The sequence below is a fragment of the Cupriavidus sp. FW216-B1 genome, assembly GCF_058789195.1.
In genome coordinates this window covers 1043907-1061903 of record NZ_JBYTEL010000001.1, presented here as the reverse complement: position 1 = coordinate 1061903, position 17997 = coordinate 1043907, and the positions used below count along the sequence as shown (strand labels likewise).

Below are 17997 nucleotides of genomic sequence, written 5' to 3'. Positions count from 1 at the left end.
TACCAGCGATGTGCGTTTCCGCGATCCTGGCCTCCCCATCGACTACGCCTTCAACCGCTCAGCCGCCGCGGCGGCCCGCCGCCGCATTCTGGCCGACGCGGCCAGGGAGGGCTTCATGGTCGGCGGCGCGCACGTGTCATTTCCGGGGATCGGCCATGTACGGGCCGAGCGGAGCGGTTTCAGTTGGGTACCGGCTCCCTATAGCGTGACGCTCAAGGAGTGACAAAACGGGATCGTCGGCGATGGAGAGCATTGGAAGTAATGCAATGCGCACTTCGTTGCTTTCCTACATACGTACTATCACCTAATGCTGCGTTGCGACATTCCTTTTGCTACAATTAGGGAAAACCCGATGCGGGTTATCCCTTAAGGAGTGAATCATGACCAAGCAATCCGATATCAAGATGACCGACCAACTGGAACGCGAACTGATCGAACGCGAACTCGGCCCGCGCAGCCCCGGTTTCGTCGACGACGTGAAGAGCGCCGTCGCCGCCGTGCAGCGCGTCTTCGGCCGTCTGCAAAGCCAGGCACGCAAGGCAAAGATCGCCTACGCCAACGGCTGATCGCGGCAGTCGCGATCGTCGTCGGGAGCCAGCGGCTGTCGCTGCGCCCGGTAGTTAGTCTGAAGTCTGTTGTTTGCGATCGTCGGCGGTGTGGATAGTCGATCGTCGCTTGATGGCTGAGTTGTCGATCAGCTAGCTTTGTAGTGCTTTGCAGTATCGGTTTGACGGCCATGCGGCCGCGGCTTTGCGGATCGTGCCGAGGCACGGATCAATGCGGGCGCGGGCATCGGCGCCGTCGGACCCGGCGCGGACATTCCGCGCGGCAAGACCGGCCAACGCGTCGCTCGGGTGAGCGCAGCGCTTCTGGCCGGTTTTTTTATTTCGGGCCGCGTTTTATTTCGGGCCGAGTCGGCGTGGACTTCGCCGACCGCTTATATTTGACGCTCATTGCATCGGCAGCATCGCAGGCGGGAGGGCGCCCTGAATGGACAAGTCGAAATACGCGGCCTACGAGCCTGCCGCTCCGTACTTCAACCTGGTGCGCGAGGCGCTGGGGGATCTGGTCGAGGGCGAGCACTTTTTCGACGTCATGACGAATGACACCGTCTACGAAGTGCTTTACGACATCCCCGGCTGGCCTCGCGTCATCCGGGGGCGGACCGACCTGATGGCCGCCTTCCGGGGCTACGCCGAACATATCGAACTTCAGTCCGCCGACAAGCTGATCGTGCACAAGGCCGATGACGGCCATGCCGTCGTCATCGAATACGAGGTGCACGGCGTGATTCTCGCGACGGGCGTGAAATACGACAACCGGTTCTGCTCGATCATCGCCATCGAGAATCGGAAGATCGGGCACTGGCGGGACTACATGGATTCCCTGGCGGCCTGGAACGCGCTGACTGCGGCGCGCTGACTGGCCCGGTTTCCCGGGCCGGCGCAGCCGCCGCAATCCTCTGCGGCGCGGCCGCTCAGCGGCCGACGCGCGCCTCGCTCAGCGCCCACAGGCGATCCGCCGCGGCCGGGTCGACCGCGTAGGCCATCACGCCGGCGAGCCGCATGGCGTCGCGCATGTCCATGCTTTCGGGCTTCCCGTCCATGATGCTCGCCACTTCGACGTTTTCGCAGTAGACGCCGCCCATGCCGTCGAGCCGCGGGCTGGTCGCGCACCAGACGCTGGTCGCCGCGCCTTGCTCGACGGTCTTCAGTTGCCGCGACGGGTCGCGCACCGGGTTGCCGTTCGCGTCGAGCACGCCGGCGGCGATCAGTTGCTCGCGCGAGATGTATTTGCCGAGGCCGGTGTCGACGATGGCGCCCGGGTGCAGCGAGAAGGCGCGGATGCCCTCGCCGCGGTAGCGCGCGTCCAGCGCCACCGCGAACAGGACGTTGGCCGTCTTCGACTGGCCGTAGGCCGACCACGGATCGTAGGGGCGGCGCTCGTAGTCGGGGTCGTCGAACACCACCGGCGAATAACGGTGGCCGAGCGAGGATACCGACACCACGCGCGCGCCCCTGGCCTGGCGCAGCGCGGGCAGCAGCCGCGCGGTGAGCTGGAAGTGGCCGAGGTGGTTGGTGGCGAACTGGGATTCGTAGCCGCGCGCGTCGCGGGTCAGCGTCGGCACGGCCATGATGCCGGCGCTGTTGACGAGGATGTGCAGCGGCTGCCCGGCGGCGAGGAAGCGGGCGGCGAACGCGTCGATCGAGGCCGGATCGAGCAGGTCCATCGGTTCCACTTCGACGTCGATGCCGGACAGTGCCGTCCGCGCCCGTTCCACGTCGCGGGCGGGCACGATGACGCGCGCGCCGGCCGCGCGCAGCACGCGCGCGGTCTCGCGGCCAAGGCCGGAATAGCCGCCGGTCACGATCGCGGTCTTGCCGGCAAGGTCGATGCCGGCGATGACTTCGCTGGCGGTGGAGGCGGCGCTGAAGCCGGAGCCGATCGGTTGTTGCGGGGTAAGCATGGTGTCCTTTCGGGAATGGAGGTGTAGCGGCAGTGTAGGCGTGGCGGCCTGTACGATGAATGCTTTAGAATCCCGAATACTTTCGTATTCGTTCAGAAATGATGACCGACCTGCTTTCCGACATCCTCAAGCTGGCCGACGCGCAGCCCGCCGTGGCCGGCGGTTTCTCCGCGGGCGGGGCGTGGGCGATCCGCTTCCCGCAGCCGGACAAGCTCAAGTTCTTCGCCTTGCTCAAGGGTGGCTGCTGGCTGCGCATCGACGGCGTGGCCGAGCCGGTGCGGGCGGAGCAGGGGGACGTGTTCCTGCTGTCCGGACAGCGCGCCTTCGTGCTGGCCAGCGACCCGGACCTGGCGCCGCTCGACGCGGTCGGCCTCTTCACCGGCTGCGACAGCAAGACGGCGAAGCTCGGCGACGGCAACGACTGCGTGCAGATCGGCGGCCATGTCCGCCTGGACCCGGTCAACGGCGCGTGGCTGGCCGAGGCGCTGCCGCCGCTGATCCATATCCGGGCCGCGTCGCCGCAGGCGGCGGTGCTGCAATGGCTGCTCGACCAGATGGTGCGGGAGCTGGCGGCGGAGCGTCCCGGCAACCGTCTCGCGTCGGCCTATCTGGCGCAACTGATGTTCGTGCAGATGCTGCGCGTGCACCTCGATACCTCCGACCATCTCGACGGCGGCTGGCTGCGCGCCATCGGCGACAGGCGGCTCGCGCCGGTCCTGCAGCTGATGCATGGCGAGCCCGGCCGGGCATGGCGGCTGGAAGAACTGGCCGGCGTGGCGGCGATGTCCCGCACCGCGTTCGCCACGCACTTCAAGGCGGTGGCCGGCACGGCGCCGCTGGCGTGGCTGACCGAATGGCGCATGCGCCTGGCGCGGCGGGCGCTGCGCGACGAGAGCACGCCGATCGCCGTGCTCGCCGCGCGTTTCGGCTACGCATCCGAGAGCGCTTTCAGCAATGCCTTCAAGCGCGTGACCGGCGATTCCCCGCGGCATTACCGGCGCGCGGGCAGGGCGTGTTGAAGGTGGTGGAGGGGAGATGATCAGAGTCGGCAGCTTTAGCATCGCCCGTAGTTGAGCCTGGATCTCCAGCCAGCCCAGCTAACTAACCATCGTCATTGGCGGCATGGTGCACGTCAGCGGACTCGATGCGCCAGTTCGTCTCAGTTTGTAAGGCCAGACTTTCAGGATTTGATGGGGTGACCTGATTGCTCAGCCGCTCCACGAATGATGGCTGACGTGGGTCCATCGTCTGTACGAGATACATGATGCGTTCCCGGTCAATGTGGCCGAGATACCGCTGGCTGCCGAAGCATTTCCAGCCTACTGTTCTAGCGATCTCGAGGCTAGCCTGCATTTCTAGAGGAAAATCATCCTGGATCCCCATGCCAAGGTGAGACGAATGACCTTTACCGCAAATCAACTCCAACAAATCCTAGACGACCATGTGCAGGAAGGGATGTACCTCGACTTCAAGCGAGGTGCTGCTCTTGACAGGTCGAGTGGTTCAAGACATGAACTAGTGAAGGATTGCACGGGATTTGCCAACGCTGGTGGCGGAATCATTTTGTACGGAATTGCTGAAGAAGATGTAGAGGGCATTCCTGCCGCAACATCACTCTCCCCAGTAGTGACGCCAAATATTGACGGTGATTGGATTACTAGTGTTCTTCGTAGCAATACCAGTCCCCCGTTGAGTCATTTCGAAGTTACGGAACTCAATGTGTCTGGTGGCCGGGTAATTGCTATTGAAATTGAACCGGCAGCGACAGCACACCAGAACCTCGTCGACCGCAAGTACTATCAGCGCGCCGGAAGAAGTACTGAATCGATGGTCGACTTTCAAATCCGGGATGTCATGAATCGACGGCTTCGTCCGGAAGTCCAGGTCAAGCCCCGATTGATCGGAAGTGAACTATTCGACAAGACAAGAAAGCCTGAGTATCGCAGGGCGCTGCATGTGTCGATGACCAACGTTGGCCAAGTTACCCTGGAGAACTGGCAATTTGAGATAGATCTGCCGTATGAAATCATGCGGAACTCTGACTATCCCGAGCGGTTCGAGAGTCATGATCCGTTGGCCCATTTGGATTGGGTAGATGCTCACTGCGGGGTCGTGAGTCTTGTTCGTGACCACAACAATCATCTTGTGCTTAGAATCAGCCGAGGGGATCCAGATGATGAGCAGAGCCGCCGATTTCTCCATCCCGGTCAGACTCATACCCTTGTCGATCCGGAACGACCTCCATTCATCGTGGTGGAGCTTGATAGTTTGATCTGGCGAGAAATTCACGGACGCTCCATCTTTTGGCGCCTTTTCCTACCGAATGCACAGCCGATAAGAGGCGAATGGGTCTTCGACGACTGGTGTGACTACTAACCGGGGGCATGATTGGCTCGGCAGGATGGTAGTCGGCAGGCTGTCAAGGTCTGCGCTCCTCCGGTTATCCCAAAACGGGCATCTTCGCCCAAAAAGAACCAGCCATATCGCCCGGCCGGCCAAAGCGCTGCCTAGTGGGACGATACGTAGCCCGAACCCGGATGCGCCGGCGGCACGGCGAAGCTCGCCTTCATGCGGCGCACTTCCATCGCCGGGGTCAGGCCGAACAGGCGCTTGAACTCGCGGTTGAATTGCGACGTGCTCTCGTAGCCCACCGCGTGGCAGGCGGCCGCGGCGGTCATGCCTTCCCGGACCATCAGCATCCTGGCCTGGTGCAGCCTCGTCGATTTCACGTATTGCATGGGCGAGGTCCGGGTGACGGCCTTGAAGTGGCTGTGGAAGGTCGGCACGCTCATGCCGGCTTCCCGCGCCAACTGCGTCAGGTCGAGTTTGCCCGCGTAGCCGGCATGGATGCGCCGCAGCGCCTTGCCGATCTTGCCGAACTGCCCCTGCAACGCCAGCGCCGCGCGCATGGCCTGTCCCTGCGGGCCGGTCAGCACCCGGAAATACACCTCCCGCACCGCAGCCGGACCAAGGACCGCGGCTTCCAGGGGGCGGCTCAACACCGCCAGCAGGCGTTGCAGCGACGCCCGCATGGCTGCGTCCATCGGGCTGGACATCATGCTCCGCGGCGCCTGGGCCGGCTCGGCCAGGCCGGTGCGGTCGATCTGGAGCATCAGTTCGGCCGCGGCCTGGAAATCCAGGTGCATATAGACGGCCAGCAGCGGCCTGGCCGGCGTGGCATCCGTCTGCATGGTGAAGGGCACCGGCACCGAGACCGCCAGGTAATGCTGCTCGTCGTACAGGTAGACCTCATCGCCAAAGTAGCCCCGCTTGGTCCCCTGGCAGACGAGGACGAGGCCGGGGTCGTACAAGACCGGAGTGTTCAGCAAGGGCCGGTCCGAGCGCAGGATGCGCACGTCCGGCAGCGCGGTCAGGTTATATCCCTCTTGCGGGGCCAGGGCGCGAAGCAAAGGGATCATGCCGGCCCCCGAGGGGGCATGTATGGCAACGTTCCGGATCATAGTAATAGGCAATAAAACCAGAAAAACCGACCTGTCGTGGGGAGTCTGATCTGAATATTATGCACTTCTGACTGGATCTTCAGGAGTGCATACCGTGTCATCCCCCAAGACTTTCCTCATCACCGGCGTCAGCAGCGGCTTCGGCCGTGCCCTGGCCCGGGAGGCGCTGTCCGCCGGCCATCGCGTGGTCGGCACCGTCCGCAGCGCCGAAGCGAAGCAATCGTTCGAGGCCCTCGATCCGGCCTGGGCCTTCGGGCGCGTGCTGGACGTGACCGACTTCGACGCCATCGACGGCGTGGTGGCCGGCATCGAGGCGGAGATCGGCCCGATCGACGTGTTGGTCAACAACGCCGGCTACGGCCACGAAGGGGTGATGGAGGAGTCGCCGCTATCCGAAATGCGCCGTCAGTTCGATGTGAACGTGTTCGGCGCCGTGGCCATGATGAAGGCGGTGCTGCCCTGCATGCGGGAACGCCGGCGCGGGCACATCATCAACATCACCTCGATGGGCGGCTTCATCACCATGCCGGGCATTGCCTACTACTGCGGCAGCAAATTCGCCCTGGAAGGCATCTCCGAAGCCGTGGGCAAAGAGGTGAAGGACTTCGGCATCGCCGTGACGGCCGTTGCTCCCGGCTCGTTCCGCACGGACTGGGCCGGCCGCTCCATGATCCGCACGCCCCGGTCCATTCCCGACTATGACGCGCTGTTCGATCCGGTCCGCCAAGCCCGCGAAGAAAAAAGCGGCAAGCAGCTCGGTGATCCCGCCAAGGCAGCGCAAGCCATGCTGCGCATCGTCGATAGCGCGGCGGCGCCGGCCCACCTGCTGCTGGGCAGCGATGCGCTGGGACTGGTACGCCAGAAGCTGGCCGTTATGGCAGCCGGGATGGACGAGTGGGAAACGGTGACGCGCTCGACGGATGCCTGAACGCCGGGCGCTGGCGGCATACCCGCATCGGCATCGCCTAGGGAATCCACAGCGCCGCGCGGCGCAGATTGGACCTTACCACCAGCCGGTGAAAAGGCCGGATGGCCGTCAGGTAAGCGTGGCCCAGCCGGTTATGGCAATGCACGACCGTCGTCGCCACGAGCTGGTGTCTCTTGCCGCCGGGCAAGGCGCGCAGCAGCAACGACAAGCGAAAGTCCAGGTGGTGGTCGTCCTCCCCCATCACGATCTCGCTCGGGGAGCGCGACTGCACCCGAAAGAAGTCCACATATTCGCCGGGACGCGCCTGAGCCGACTGGCGCAAGGCGAGGGTCGTCTTCAGCCCCAGCCCGCGCACGGCGGTATCGCGCATCGTGAGCAGCGCGGCGATCCAGCGAGGCGGATGGGTCAGGGTCGCGGCGGCCCATCCGTCCAGGTCGAGCGGGCTGCCCGCGGGCAGGGTGACAGCAAAGGCGTCCGCGAGATCGGCCTCGCCGAAGCGCGCCGCCAGCGTGCTCTCTTGCGGCAGCCGGACAGCGGTGACGTGCAGATTGGTTTTCATGGGGTCGGATCAATGTGCCGTTGCCATCGGTGTCTTGTCGGACACGACTTCTCGCGGCAACCACGATTCGAGTTCTACCACGCGGCGAGCCGGGAGCCCAGCCCTGATCGCGGGCAGGTGATCCGGTTCGGCGTTGACGGTCCCGGCATCGTTCGCCTCGCGGACCCGCATTGCTGCCGGCGGGTTTGGCCGGAAATGGATTCCCGCAGCCTGCCGGTCCGATTGCCGTGGTGAAGTGCAGACCGCGCGGTCTGGCCGCGTTGCCGCCTTTTCGCCTTTTCCCGCCGCGCGGGTCGAGCGGCCGTGGCCCGCCGATTGAGGTTGACTCCTGCTTTGTGGAATGTAGTATGTGATATATCAAAAAAATCATTCCATCCATCAGGCAGCGGGAGACGACAGCATGAAAATCTGTATCTATGGCGCCGGCGCGATCGGCGGTTATCTTGGCGCGCAGCTCGCGCTGGCGGGCGCGGAGGTCAGCCTGGTGGCGCGCGGGCCGCACCTGGCGGCCATGCAGGCCGGCGGCCTGTGCCTGCGGATCGACGGCGAGGAGCGGGTGGCGCGCGTGCGCTGCACCAGCGATCCCGCCGAACTGGGGCCGCAGGACTACGTGTTCATCACGCTGAAGGCGCACTCGGTACCCGGTGTGGTCGACCTCATGCAGCCGCTGCTGGGGCCGGGCACGGCGATCGTGACCGGCGTGAACGGCATTCCCTACTGGTATTTCCACCGGCACGGCGGGCCGCTGGCCGGCACCACGCTGCAGAGCGTGGACCCCGGCGGGCGCCAGTGGCACGGGTTCGGGCCGGAGCGGGCCATCGGCTGCGTGCTCTATCCCGCCGCCGAAATCGTCGAGCCCGGCGTGATCCGCCATGTCTACGGCAAGAAATTCCCGCTCGGCGAGCCCGATGGCAGCCGGTCCGCGCGTGTGGCGCACCTGAGCGAGATGATGGTGGCGGCCGGGCTGGAAGCGCCCATCCGCGACAACATTCGCGACGAGATCTGGCTCAAGCTGTGGGGCAACCTGTGCTTCAACCCGATCAGCGCGCTGACGCATGCCACGCTCGACATCATCACCGCCGACCCGGCCACGCGGGCCTTGTCGCGCGCCATGATGCTGGAAGCCAAGGACATCGCCGAGCGCTTTGGCGTGCATTTCCGCGTCGACGTGGAGCGGCGCATCGACGGCGCCGGCGCGGTCGGCGCGCACAAGACCTCGATGCTGCAGGACCTGGAGGCGGGGCGCGCGATGGAAATCGACCCGCTGCTCACGGTGGTGCAGGAAATGGGGCGGCTGGTCGGCCAGCCGACGCCGATGGTCGACGCCGTGCTGGGCCTCATCAAGCAGCGCGAGCGGATGGCGCAGTCGGCCCTGGCGCAGGCGGCCTAGCGTGGCCGCGCCGCGTGGGCGGCAAGACGGATAGCGGAGACCGGCCATGCGGGCCATGCAAGGTATGAAGACGGGTGGCGGCCATGTGATATACCATATACGCAACTCGGCCGCCGCCGTCTAAATGTGGCTGAATTTATGCCAATTGTGCATTTTTCTATGCATTCCGCGCATGCCATGCGGCTTTTGGTAAGCTAGGCGGCAAGCCGCCGGCGCCGCTTTCCGAGGGCGCCGCGGTGCTGGTATCAATATGAGCCCATTCATGTCTGCGCAAAGCCAATCCGCTGAACAGCCCGCCGGGCTGACCCTGTCCCTCCAGCCCATCAACGCGGGCGCCAGCCTGCGCGACCAGGCCTACGCCATGCTGCGCCAGGCCATCGCCGACGCCGACATCTACCAGTCGGACGAGGAAATCCGGCTCGACGAGCGCGTCCTGAGCGAAGCGCTCGGCGTGAGCCGCACGCCGATCCGCGAGGCCATGACGCTGCTGGAACAGGAGGGTTTCCTGCGCACGGTGCCGCGGCGCGGCATCTACATCATGCGCAAGACCAAGCGCGAGATCGTGGAGATGATCCAGGTCTGGGCCGCGCTGGAAAGCATGGCCGCGCGCCTGGCCACGCTGCACGCGAGCGACGCGGAAATCGCCACGCTGCGCCATATGTTCGACAGCTTCCGCGACGCCACGCCGGCCGAGCACATCGAGGAATACTCCGACGCGAACATCGCCTTTCACCAGGCCATCGTGCAGTTGTCGAAGTCGCAGGTCATCATGGACGCGATCAAGAACATCTTCGTCCACGTGCGCGCCATCCGGAAGATGACGATCTCGCAGAGCGACCGCGCCTCGCGCTCGATCGTCGATCACCTGCGCATCATCGAGGCCCTGGAAAAGCGCGACACCGAACTGGCCGAGCGGCTGGTGCGGCAGCACTCGCTGGACCTCGCGGCCTATGTGGAGAAGCACTGCGATTTTCTGGACTGAGGCCGCGGCAGGCGGCTGCTATCCGGGATGGCTACGTTATCCCGGATAGCTTCGTCATCCCCGATATGGTCCGATTTGCCGCGGGTTTGCTCCCCTCGCCCACTTCGCGGGAGAGGGGAGAGAAGCGGCAGTCGTCGCGGGGTGTCGCCAAGCCAGCCGGCGGCGGCATCGCTGCCGACGTCTTCAGTCTTCGGCACTGCCGCCCCCGTCTTCACACGGCTGCCACCGCCATCGCTCACACCGCAGCCGTCACGACGCCCCCATCGCCTCCACCATCGTCTTGCCCAGTTCCGCCGGCGAGCGCGCCACGCGGATGCCGGCCGCGCGCATGGCGTCGATCTTGGCCGCCGCCGTGCCCATGCCGCCCGAGATGATCGCGCCGGCATGTCCCATGCGGCGCCCGGGCGGGGCGGTGGTGCCGGCGATGAAGCCCGCCACCGGCTTGACCTTGCCGCCGCTGCGCGCGTCTAGCAGGAAGCGCGCGGCGTCTTCCTCGGCCGAGCCGCCGATCTCGCCGATCATGATGATGCCTTCGGTGTCGTCGTCGGCCAGGAACATCTCCAGGCAGTCGATGAAGCTGGTGCCGTTGACCGGGTCGCCGCCGATGCCGATGCAGGTGCTCTGGCCCAGCCCGGCGGCGGTGGTCTGCGCCACCGCCTCGTAGGTCAGCGTGCCGGAGCGCGACACCACGCCGATCTTGCCGGGGCGGTGGATGTGGCCCGGCATGATGCCGATCTTGCACTGGCCCGGGGTGATGACGCCGGGGCAGTTGGGGCCGACCAGCCGGCTGCCGGAGCCCGACAGCGCGCGCTTGACGCGCACCATGTCGATGACCGGGATGCCCTCGGTGATGCAGACGATCAGGCCGATGCCGGCATCCACCGCTTCCAGGATGGCGTCGGCGGCGAACGGCGGCGGCACGTAGATGACCGAGGCGTCGGCGCCGGTGCGCGCCACCGCCGCGGCCACGGTGTCGAACACCGGCAGGCCGAGATGGGTCTCGCCGCCCTTGCTGGGCGTCACGCCGCCGACCATGCGCGTGCCGTAGGCCGCGGCCTGTTCGGAATGGAAGGTGCCTTGCGCGCCGGTGAAGCCCTGGCAGATCACCCTGGTGTCTCGATCGATCAGTACGGCCATCTTATTTCCCTCCCTTGGCATGCGCGGCCTGGACCGCGTTGACCACTTTCGCGGCAGCGTCGGCGAGGTGATCCGCCGACACGATGGGCAGGCCCGAGTCGCGCAGGATGGCCTTGCCCTGTTCCACGTTGGTGCCTTCGAGCCGCACCACCAGCGGCACGGTCAGGTCGATCTCGCGCGCGGCCGCCACCACGCCTTCGGCGATCACGTCGCAGCGCATGATGCCGCCGAAGATATTGACCAGGATGCCCTCGACCTTGGGGTCGTCGAGGATCAGCCGGAACGCCGCCGTCACGCGCTCGCGCGTGGCGCCGCCGCCCACGTCGAGGAAGTTGGCCGGCTCGCCGCCGTGCAGCTTGATGATGTCCAGCGTGGCCATCGCCAGCCCGGCGCCGTTGACCATGCAGCCGATGTTGCCGTCGAGCCTGACGTAGTTCAGCCCGTGGCGCGCGGCGGCGGTCTCGGCGGGGTCTTCCTCGGTCTCGTCGCGCAGCGCCTCGATGTCGGGGTGGCGGTAGAGCGCGTTGTCGTCGAAGTTGAACTTGGCGTCGAGCGCGATCACGTCGCCGGCGCGCGTGACCACCAGCGGGTTGATCTCCACCACCGAGGCGTCCAGCTCGACGAAGGCGCGGTACGCCGCCAGGATGAAGCGCGAGGCCGCGCCGACCTGCTTGCCCGACAGGCCCAGGCCGAACGCGAGGCGGCGCGCGTGGAAGGGCTGGATGCCGCTGGCCGGGTCGATCGCCACCTTGATGATCTTCTCCGGCGTGCGCGCGGCGACTTCCTCGATCTCCATGCCGCCCTCGGTGGAGGCCATCACCGTCACGCGCGAGGTGGCGCGGTCGATCAGCATGCCCAGGTACAGCTCGCGGGCGATGTCGCAGCCTTCCTCCACATAGAGGCGGCGCACTTCGCGCCCGGCCTCGCCGGTCTGCTTCGTGACCAGCACGGCGCCGAGCATCTGCCCGGCCTCGGCCCGCACCGCATCGACCGACTTGACCACGCGCACGCCGCCCTTGCCGCCGGGGTCGTTGCGGAAGCGGCCGGCGCCGCGCCCGCCCGCGTGGATCTGGGATTTCACCACCCAGACCGCGCCGCCGAGCTTGCGCGCGGCGCCGGCGGCTTCCTCCGGGGTAAAGGCAACCGCGCCGCGCGGCACGGCCACGTCGAACCGCCGCAGCAGTTCCTTGGCCTGATATTCGTGGATGTTCACGGGTCTCCTCGCTCTTGTGATGGCGCGGGGCCGGGCGCCGCGGATCGGCTGCCGGCCGGATTGCGCTGTGAAATATGGTATGTAATATATCAACGAGAAACAAGGAAAATGCATCACACGAAAATGCGGCGAAAGAGGCGCGGTATTGCCGGCCGGCAAGCGGCCGAAGTCAGTCCGAACCGATCCGAAACCGGCCCGAGGCAGGTTTGAAGCAGGCCGGAAGGGCTGGTGCGGGAATGGAATGAGTCCGCGCGGATTCAGCAATTCCGCTCATCATCCCGCCAATTCCGCTTAAATGCTGCGCCGCGTCGTCGAAACCTGCCGCTTGTACGGCAGATTTCTCTTGAGCTTCATTGATATATCACATACCGTATGTCATCAAGATCCGGCGAAAAGGATCGAGCGCGTCGCAGGGCGGACGCAAGAGGCACGCCGCGGCCGGCCGAGAGGCGGCAGCGCGGCGACAGACGATAGGCGAAAGGGTGTCGCGGCACCGCGCCGGCGGCAGGCGCGTGTCACAGCCAGTCGCAATCCAGTCAACGAGGAGACCAAGACATGTCTGCAGTCGTATCCACGCGGCCCGAGTCCACCACGGCCGAAGACACCCTGAAGCAGAAGACCCGCGACGCCGGCGTGATTTCCGGCGGCCACCTGGTGGCGCGGGCCCTGAAGAACGAAGGCGTCGACACCATCTTCACGTTGTGCGGCGGCCACATCATCGACATCTACGACGGCTGCGTGGACGAGGGCATCCGCATCGTCGACGTGCGCCACGAGCAGGTCGCCGCACACGCGGCCGACGGCTACGCGCGCCAGACCGGCAAGCTCGGCTGCGTCGTCACCACCGCCGGCCCCGGCTGCACCAACGCCGTGACCGGCGTGGCCACCGCGTTCCGCTCCGAAAGCCCGGTGCTCCATATCGGCGGGCAGGGCGCGCTGTCGCAGCACAAGATGGGCTCGCTGCAGGACCTGCCGCACGTGGACATGATGTCGCCCATCACCAAGTTCGCCGCCACCATCCCCAGCACCGAGCGCGTGGCCGACATGATCTCGATGGCCGTGCGCGAATGCTTCAACGGCGCGCCCGGGCCGTCCTACCTGGAGATCCCGCGCGACGTGCTCGACCGCGAGGTCGATCTCGCGCGCGCCGTGATCCCGCGCCCCGGCCACTACCGCGCCTCCACCCGCTCGATCGGCGACCCGAAGGACATCGAGCGCCTGGCCGACATCCTGGTCAACTCGGAGCGCCCGGCCATCCTCTACGGCCAGCAGGTGTGGACCGCGCGCGGGCACGGCGAAGCCATCGCGCTGCTCAAGGGCCTGGACATCCCGGGCTATTTCAACGGCGCCAGCCGCGGGCTGCTGCCGCCGGGCGACCCGCATCACTTCGACCGCACCCGCTCGCAGGCCTTCGCCAACGCCGACGTGCTGATCATCGTGGGCACGCCGTTCGACTTCCGCATGGGCTACGGCAAACGCATCAGCCGCGAGCTGACGCTGGTGCAGATCGACATGGACTACCGCACGGTGGGCAAGAACCGCGAGATCGACCTCGGCCTGGTGGGCGACCCCGGCGCCATCCTCGGCGCGGTGCTGCAGGCCGCCAGCGGCCGCATCAAGAACGACAAGCGCCAGGCGCGCCAGAAGTGGATGGGCCAGTTGACCGAGGCCGAGGCCACCGCCACCGAGAAGCTGATGCCGCTGTTCCGCTCGGACAAGTCGCCGATCCATCCGTACCGCGTGGCCTACGAGCTGAACGAGTTCCTGGGCGACGACACCGTCTACATCGGCGACGGCGGCGACGTCGTGACCATCTCCGCGCAGGCGGTGCGCCCGCGCCGCCCGGGCCAGTGGATGGACCCCGGCGCGCTCGGCTCGCTCGGCGTGGGCACGGGCTTCGCCATCGCCGCCGGGCTGGCCAACCCGGACAAGGAAATCCTCTGCTACTACGGCGACGGCTCGTTCGGCATGACGGCCTTCGACATGGAGACCGCCAACCGTTTCGGCGTGCCCTACCTGGCGGTGATCGGCAACAACTCGGCCATGAACCAGATCCGCTACGGCCAGCTCGCCAAGTACGGCGAGGAGCGCGGCAACGTCGGCAATCTGCTGTCGGACGTGCCGTTCTCGAAGTTCGCCGAGATGCTGGGCGGCTACGGCGAGGAAGTGCGCGACGCCAGCGCCATCGCCGGCGCGCTGCGGCGCGGGCGCGAGGCGGTGCAGCGCACCGGCAAGTCCGCCGTGATCAATATCTGGGTGGACCCGCGCGAATACGCGCCGGGCACCAAGAACCAGACCATGTACAAATAACCACGCGCGAGGAGACAACTCATGGACAAGGCACTGGACGGTGTGCGGATCCTGGACATGACGCATGTGCAGGCCGGCCCGTCGGCGACCCAGTTGATGGCATGGCTGGGCGCCGACGTGATCAAGGTGGAGTTGCCCGGGCGCGGCGACATCACGCGCAGCCAGCTGCGCGACGTGCCCAACGCGGACAGCCTGTACTTCACCATGCTCAACTCCAACAAGCGCAGCCTCACGCTCAACATGAAGACGCCGGAAGGCAAGGCGCTGCTGGAAGACCTGGTGCAGCGCTGCGACGTGCTGGTGGAGAACTTCGGCCCCGGCGTGCTGGACCGCGCCGGCTTCGACTGGGAGCGCCTGCAGACGCTCAACCCGCGCCTGATCTACGCCTCGATCAAGGGTTTCGGCCCGGGGCCGTACGCGGACTGCAAGGCCTACGAGAACGTGGCGCAGTGCATGGGCGGCGCGGCCAGCACCACCGGCACGGCCGAGGGCGCGCCGACCGTGACCGGCGCGCAGATCGGCGACTCCGGCACCGGCGTGCACTGCGTGGTCGGCATCCTGGCGGCGCTGCTGCACCGCGAGCACAGCGGGCGCGGCCAGCGCGTGGAGGTGGCCATGCAGGACTCGGTGCTCAACCTGTGCCGGGTCAAGCTGCGCGACCAGCAGCGCCTGGCCGCGGGGCCGATGCGCGAGTACCCCAACAAGGCGTTCGGCGACTTCGTGCCGCGCGCGGGCAACGCCTCGGGCGGCGGCCAGCCGGGCGCGGCCTTGCGCTGCGCGCCGGGCGGCGCCAACGACTACGTCTACGTGATCGTGCAGCCGCAGGGCTGGGAGCCGCTGATGCGCCTGTGCGGGCGCGAGGACCTCATCACCCACGCGCAGTTCGCCACGCCGGAGGCGCGCCTCAAGTGCCTGGACGAGTGCTTCTCCATCATCGAGAAATGGACGCGCACGCGCACCAAGTTCGAAGTGATGGACGCCCTCAACGAGGTCGACGTGCCGTGCGGGCCGATCCTCTCGATGAAAGACCTGATCGAGGACAAGTCGCTCTACGAGCGCGGCTACCTGGTCGAGCTCGACCACCCCGAGCGCGGCCAGTACGTGCAGCTCGGTTGCCCCATCACGCTGTCGGCCTCGCCGGTGGAGGTGGAGCGCTCGCCGCTGCTGGGCGAGCATACCGAGGAAATCCTCGACTGGCTGGGCCGCACGCCCGCGCAGATCGAAGCCTTGCGCGCCGCCGGCGCCGTCTGAGCGCCCGGGTTTCCGGCGCTTCAGACACTTCCCCTGGCAAGTCCGCAAACCGCCCGCCCTCGCGCCCGCCGCGAGGGCGCGGGACGGTGCGTCCCGCTGCAACCCAAGCAACAGAACAGATGGAGACCTGACATGGCACACGACAAAGACGCGGTGCGCAAGATCCTCGCCGCGGTGAAGGCAGCGGGCCGCGATGCCCTGACCGCCCCCGAGGGCAAGCTGGTATGCGATGCCTACGGCATCAGCGTGCCGGGCGAAGGCGTGGCCCGCACGCCGACCGGCGCGGTGGAGCTGGCCGCGAAGATGGGCTACCCGGTGGTGCTGAAGATCGTCTCGCCGGACATCCTGCACAAGACCGAGGCCGGCGGCGTGCTGGTCGGCCTCAAGGACGCCGCCGAAGTGGAGCGCGGCTACCTGACCATCGTCGAGAACGCGCGCCGCTACGACGCGCAGGCCGACATCGTCGGCGTGCAGGTGCAGCAGATGATCGCCGGCGGGCAGGAGGTCATCATCGGCGCCGTCACCGACCCGTCGTTCGGCAAGCTGGTGGCGTTCGGCCTGGGCGGCGTGCTGGTCGAGGTGCTCAAGGACATCACCTTCCGCATGGCGCCGGCCAGCGAGGAGGACGCGCTGTCGATGCTCGACGGCATCGCCGCGGCCGAGGTGCTCAAGGGCGCGCGCGGCGCGGAGCCGGCCAACCGCGAGGCACTGGCCGGCATGATCCGGCGCGTGTCGGAGCTGGTCAGCGATTTCCCCGAGATCGCCGAACTCGACCTCAACCCGGTGTTCGCCAGCAAGGACGGCGCGATCGCCGCCGACGTGCGCATCGTGGTCGATTTCTCGCCGCAGCCCGAGCGCTACCGGCCCACGCAGGACGAGATCGTGCGGCAGATGAACCGCATCATGCGGCCCGACGCGGTGGCCGTGATCGGCGCCTCGGCCGAGGACGGCAAGATCGGCAACTCGGTGATGAAGAACCTCATCAACGGCGGCTACCAGGGCAAGATCTACCCGATCCATCCCAAGGGCGGCGAGATCATGGGCATGACCGCCTACAAGAGCGTGCTGGACGTGCCGGGCACGGTGGACGTGGCGGTGTTCGCCATTCCCGCCAAGCTGGTGGCGGGCGCGCTCGAGGAAGTGGGGCGCAAGCAGATCCCCGGCGCGGTGCTGATCCCGTCCGGCTTCGCCGAGACCGGCAACGTGGCGGGCCAGGAGGAGATCGTGGCGATCGCGCGCAAGCACGACATCCGCCTGATGGGGCCCAACATCTACGGTTTCTACTACACGCCCAAGAACCTGTGCGCGACCTTCTGCACGCCGTACGACGTCAAGGGCAAGGCGGCGCTGTCGTCGCAGTCGGGCGGCATCGGCATGGCCATCATCGGTTTCTCGCGCTCGGCCAGGATGGGCGTGTCCGCCATCGTCGGCCTGGGCAACAAGTCCGACATCGACGAAGACGACCTGCTGACCTTCTTCGAGCAGGACGACAACACCGAGATCATTGCCCAGCACTGCGAGGACCTCAAGGACGGCCGCGCGTTCGCCGAGGCCGCGCGCCGCGTCTCGAAGAAAAAGCCGGTGGTGGTGCTCAAGGCCGGGCGCACCAGCCTGGGCGCGCGCGCGGCCAGCTCGCACACCGGCGCGCTGGCCGGCAACGACAAGATCTACGAGGACGTGTTCAGGCAGTGCGGCGTGATCCGCGCGCGCTCGCTGCGCGACCTGCTGGAGTTCGCGCGCGGCATTCCCAAGCTGCCCACGCCCAAGGGCGAGAACGTGGTCATCATCACCGGCGCGGGCGGCTCGGGCGTGCTGCTGTCGGATGCGTGCGTGGACAACAACCTGTCGCTGATGACCATGCCGGACGACCTCGACGCGGCCTTCCGCAAGTTCATTCCGCCGTTCGGCGCGGCCGGCAACCCGGTCGACATCACCGGCGGCGAGCCGCCTTCCACCTACCAGAACACGCTGCGCCTGGGCATGGAGGACCCGCGCATCCACGCCATCATCCTCGGCTACTGGCACACCATCATCACGCCGCCGATGGTGTTCGCCCGGCTGGTGGTGGAGGTCAAGCAGGAGATGGCCGCGCGCGGCATCGAGAAGCCGATCGTGGCCTCGCTGGCCGGCGACGTGCAGGTGGAGGAGGCCGCCGAGTACCTGTACGAGCATGGCGTGCCGGCCTATGCCTACTCGACCGAGATCCCGGTCGCGGTGCTGGGCGCCAAGTACAAGTGGGCGCGCGGCGCGGGCAAGATCTGACCTGGGGCGGGGGGGGGGGCGCCCCCGGGCCCCGCCC

General features: G+C 66.8%; 16 protein-coding genes and 1 pseudogene. 11 read left to right on the top strand and 6 right to left on the bottom strand.

Annotated features, from left to right (window positions below; all coding sequences use genetic code 11):
• From AC3WXD_RS04620 to AC3WXD_RS04610, 3 genes and pseudogenes are all read left to right on the top strand, one after another.
• A pseudogene (locus AC3WXD_RS04620) lies at nucleotides 1-223 on the top strand (MBL fold metallo-hydrolase); the annotation flags it as partial.
• A 157-nt stretch (nucleotides 224-380) separates the two neighbouring features.
• A complete protein-coding gene (locus tag AC3WXD_RS04615; RefSeq protein WP_020201101.1) occupies nucleotides 381-566 on the top strand; it encodes a hypothetical protein in 186 nt (61 codons plus the stop codon).
• A gap of 424 nt (nucleotides 567-990) precedes the next feature.
• The gene (locus tag AC3WXD_RS04610; protein ID WP_020201102.1) at nucleotides 991-1422 is read left to right on the top strand and encodes a nuclear transport factor 2 family protein; all 432 of its coding nucleotides are present in this window, start codon (nucleotides 991-993) and stop codon (nucleotides 1420-1422) included.
• Between the two features lie 55 nt (nucleotides 1423-1477).
• Here the strand turns inward: AC3WXD_RS04610 and AC3WXD_RS04605 are convergent, their stop codons facing one another.
• Nucleotides 1478-2467 carry an oxidoreductase gene (locus AC3WXD_RS04605; RefSeq protein ID WP_492323142.1) on the bottom strand — a complete coding sequence of 330 codons (990 nt, stop codon included), beginning with the start codon at nucleotides 2465-2467 and terminating at the stop codon, nucleotides 1478-1480.
• Nucleotides 2468-2565: 98 nt separating this feature from the next.
• Between AC3WXD_RS04605 and AC3WXD_RS04600 the strand changes: the two genes are divergently transcribed.
• The gene (locus tag AC3WXD_RS04600) at nucleotides 2566-3486 is read left to right on the top strand and encodes an AraC family transcriptional regulator (RefSeq protein ID WP_492323141.1); all 921 of its coding nucleotides are present in this window, start codon (nucleotides 2566-2568) and stop codon (nucleotides 3484-3486) included.
• An 82-nt stretch (nucleotides 3487-3568) separates the two neighbouring features.
• Here the strand turns inward: AC3WXD_RS04600 and AC3WXD_RS04595 are convergent, their stop codons facing one another.
• Nucleotides 3569-3850 (bottom strand): hypothetical protein, encoded by a 282-nt coding sequence (locus AC3WXD_RS04595; RefSeq protein WP_492323140.1) that lies wholly within the window; start codon nucleotides 3848-3850, stop codon nucleotides 3569-3571.
• Nucleotides 3851-3865: 15 nt separating this feature from the next.
• On the opposite strand from AC3WXD_RS04595, the gene AC3WXD_RS04590 reads away from it, so the two are divergent.
• On the top strand, nucleotides 3866-4843 hold the full coding sequence (locus AC3WXD_RS04590) for an AlbA family DNA-binding domain-containing protein (protein WP_492323139.1): 978 nt from the start codon (nucleotides 3866-3868) through the stop codon (nucleotides 4841-4843).
• Between the two features lie 131 nt (nucleotides 4844-4974).
• Here AC3WXD_RS04590 and AC3WXD_RS04585 read toward each other — a convergent pair whose 3' ends face one another.
• Nucleotides 4975-5886 (bottom strand): AraC family transcriptional regulator, encoded by a 912-nt coding sequence (locus AC3WXD_RS04585; protein ID WP_020201105.1) that lies wholly within the window; start codon nucleotides 5884-5886, stop codon nucleotides 4975-4977.
• Nucleotides 5887-6022: 136 nt separating this feature from the next.
• Between AC3WXD_RS04585 and AC3WXD_RS04580 the strand changes: the two genes are divergently transcribed.
• On the top strand, nucleotides 6023-6856 hold the full coding sequence (locus AC3WXD_RS04580) for an oxidoreductase (RefSeq protein WP_492323138.1): 834 nt from the start codon (nucleotides 6023-6025) through the stop codon (nucleotides 6854-6856).
• Between the two features lie 37 nt (nucleotides 6857-6893).
• Here AC3WXD_RS04580 and AC3WXD_RS04575 read toward each other — a convergent pair whose 3' ends face one another.
• Nucleotides 6894-7415 (bottom strand): DUF2867 domain-containing protein, encoded by a 522-nt coding sequence (locus AC3WXD_RS04575; RefSeq protein ID WP_492323137.1) that lies wholly within the window; start codon nucleotides 7413-7415, stop codon nucleotides 6894-6896.
• Nucleotides 7416-7815: 400 nt separating this feature from the next.
• Between AC3WXD_RS04575 and AC3WXD_RS04570 the strand changes: the two genes are divergently transcribed.
• Together AC3WXD_RS04570 and AC3WXD_RS04565 are read left to right on the top strand one after the other, a co-directional pair.
• Entirely contained in the window at nucleotides 7816-8805 is a 990-nt protein-coding gene (locus AC3WXD_RS04570) for a 2-dehydropantoate 2-reductase (protein ID WP_492323136.1), read from the top strand.
• A gap of 262 nt (nucleotides 8806-9067) precedes the next feature.
• Nucleotides 9068-9787, top strand: a complete 720-nt coding sequence (locus AC3WXD_RS04565) for a GntR family transcriptional regulator (protein WP_020201109.1) — start codon at nucleotides 9068-9070, stop codon at nucleotides 9785-9787.
• 249 nt (nucleotides 9788-10036) lie between these two features.
• Here the strand turns inward: AC3WXD_RS04565 and sucD are convergent, their stop codons facing one another.
• Together sucD and sucC are read right to left on the bottom strand one after the other, a co-directional pair.
• Entirely contained in the window at nucleotides 10037-10924 is an 888-nt protein-coding gene (gene sucD / locus AC3WXD_RS04560) for a succinate--CoA ligase subunit alpha (protein ID WP_492323135.1), read from the bottom strand.
• A 1-nt stretch (nucleotide 10925) separates the two neighbouring features.
• Nucleotides 10926-12137 (bottom strand): ADP-forming succinate--CoA ligase subunit beta, encoded by a 1212-nt coding sequence (gene sucC, locus AC3WXD_RS04555; protein WP_492323134.1) that lies wholly within the window; start codon nucleotides 12135-12137, stop codon nucleotides 10926-10928.
• Nucleotides 12138-12692: 555 nt separating this feature from the next.
• Here sucC and AC3WXD_RS04550 point away from each other — a divergent pair.
• From AC3WXD_RS04550 to AC3WXD_RS04540, 3 genes are all read left to right on the top strand, one after another.
• A complete protein-coding gene (locus AC3WXD_RS04550) occupies nucleotides 12693-14447 on the top strand; it encodes a thiamine pyrophosphate-binding protein (RefSeq protein WP_020201112.1) in 1755 nt (584 codons plus the stop codon).
• A 21-nt stretch (nucleotides 14448-14468) separates the two neighbouring features.
• Nucleotides 14469-15698 carry a formyl-CoA transferase gene (frc, locus tag AC3WXD_RS04545; protein WP_020201113.1) on the top strand — a complete coding sequence of 410 codons (1230 nt, stop codon included), beginning with the start codon at nucleotides 14469-14471 and terminating at the stop codon, nucleotides 15696-15698.
• Between the two features lie 132 nt (nucleotides 15699-15830).
• Nucleotides 15831-17960: an acetate--CoA ligase family protein gene (locus AC3WXD_RS04540; protein WP_492323133.1), complete on the top strand. Its 2130-nt coding sequence runs from the start codon at nucleotides 15831-15833 to the stop codon at nucleotides 17958-17960.
• Nucleotides 17961-17997: the final 37 nt, after the last annotated feature.